Raw genomic sequence first — 1,681 nt, forward strand, 5'->3', positions numbered from 1 at the left:
TGGAGATGATCGAGCACCGCACCTTCGACGGCCGCATCCAGCTCGTCGAGTACAAGCCCCGCGTGCTCGAGCACCCGCCGCTCGGCGTCCCTGCGTGACGTCGCCCCGTCCGACGGTCTGGACGGCCGCCAGGCCGGCGTCGGCGGCTTCGGTCGCTGGGCCCTCACACGTGTTCTGGCTCTGGCCGCTCTGTCGTGAATGATCTCGAGTAGAGGCCGCGGGGTGCTGAAACGACGGGCGTGGCCACACCCCGTCACCCGTGCTCGTCCGGGGAGGCGGCGATGACGGGCTCGGGGTCGGTGGGCAGAAGTTCAAGCACTAGGGCCACAGCCTCTTCGGCGGTCTCGACTTCGCCGATCAGGGTGAAAGGACTGCGTCGGCGAACCTTGAACCGTCCGTTGTGCAGGGGCTCGATCGATCCCGCCTGCACAGTCCAGGGGTAGCTGGTGGAGCTGCTGAAGAGCAGGGCGAAGTGGCTGGTGACCGGATACAGCCGCCGGAGTCGTGGTTGAGCGGCGGCAGCCTCCAGCAGCGCAACGATGCCCGGATATGGGCGCCCGGGCGAGCGGATCTGGTGCACTGCATGCCTCCACTGCCAGCTGAGTCGTAGGGACTGCCAATGGGCCTCGACAGCGTCAGCTGGCCCGCGACTGCGTGCTGCAGCTACGTCTGGCAGAACTGGTCTTGGAGGCAGGGGCAACTGTTGATCGCGGGTCTCGTCATTCGCGTCCACTGTCATAGTGTCGCGGCCGTTGTCTGAAACCGGTCCTCTGATAACGAAGATCATGGCCGGGTGAGAATGCGCATCCGGAGGAGTCGGAACGAGGCTCGGCCGTACATGGGCCGCTTGAGTGTCTTCACCCGGTTTACGTGTCCTTCGACGACTCCGGAGCTCCAGGGCAGGGTCAGGCCGGCCGTGGTCGCCACGGTGAGCCGGTAGTCACGCCCCGGACGCGGAGGGCGCGCTCGTGGAAGGCGTAGGCGTCGTAGCGCTCCAGCTTGGCGACCAGGTGGGCGTAGGACATCGTGTGGTCGATCTCCACGAACGCTGGAGCCGTCGGCCAGGAGCACCACGCCGTCGGGCACCAAGTTCCCGGCCGAGGTGGGTGGGCGACTTCCACCTGCCAGTCGGCATGGTCGGTCGCCTCCGCCTGGTGGAAGGCGATGGCGGTGTCGCCCAGGGCGAGGCCGTGCCCGCGCAGGCCCGTCTTGCTGGCCGCGCGCTTCCCGGTGGTCTGGCCGGCCCTCGGTGTGAGCTCACCGGAGGCGGCAGCTTCGGCGAGACCCGCCGGGGTGCAGAACCAGTAGCTCTGCTGAGCGCGGTGGGTCCGGCCGACCAATGCCGGGGATTCGGCGAGCAGGTTGCGCAGCGTCCGCCGGACATGGTCGGTCACGGTAGTCAGGGCAGGATCTCCCCGTACTGAGCCAGCGGCGCCCGTAGCCGGAGCGCCTGGTCGTCTCCGCGGCCTCGGAGACNNCGGAGACGGTTCTTGTTGTTGCGCTTCCACCTGGCGAGCGCCTTCTCCTGCTCGTCGCCGAGGGTCAGGCTCGGCTGTATGTGCCCCCGTGTCGCCCCGAAGCACTCAAGTTGCTGAAACATCGAGGTCCACTGGTCTCCGCGCTGGTCCCAGGTCCATCCCGGCAGTGCCTCGAGCTCGGCCTCCTGCGAGGTCGACAGCAC

Annotated in this window: 2 protein-coding genes and 1 pseudogene; 1 reads left to right on the top strand and 2 read right to left on the bottom strand. The window is 68.1% G+C overall.

Annotated elements, in window-relative coordinates:
* Nucleotides 1–98: pseudogene (locus tag CCL05_RS44355) on the top strand (dihydrofolate reductase family protein); the annotation flags it as partial.
* A gap of 155 nt (nucleotides 99–253) precedes the next feature.
* Here the strand turns inward: CCL05_RS44355 and CCL05_RS42055 are convergent.
* The gene (locus CCL05_RS42055; protein WP_341868300.1) at nucleotides 254–787 is read right to left on the bottom strand and encodes a DUF6193 family natural product biosynthesis protein; all 534 of its coding nucleotides are present in this window, start codon (nucleotides 785–787) and stop codon (nucleotides 254–256) included.
* A 118-nt stretch (nucleotides 788–905) separates the two neighbouring features.
* Nucleotides 906–1,583 carry a replication-relaxation family protein gene (locus tag CCL05_RS42065; RefSeq protein WP_086565796.1) on the bottom strand — a complete coding sequence of 226 codons (678 nt, stop codon included), beginning with the start codon at nucleotides 1,581–1,583 and terminating at the stop codon, nucleotides 906–908.
* Between the last annotated feature and the right edge of the window lie 98 nt (nucleotides 1,584–1,681).

This window comes from Streptomyces africanus (assembly GCF_002150735.1).
GTDB lineage: Bacteria > Actinomycetota > Actinomycetes > Streptomycetales > Streptomycetaceae > Streptomyces > Streptomyces africanus.

What these genes read in the sequence shown, in the direction of transcription:
- CCL05_RS42055 (WP_341868300.1), bottom strand. Translation starts at nt 787, where the DNA reads ATGATCTTCGTTATCAGAGGACCGGTTTCAGACAACGGCCGCGACACT.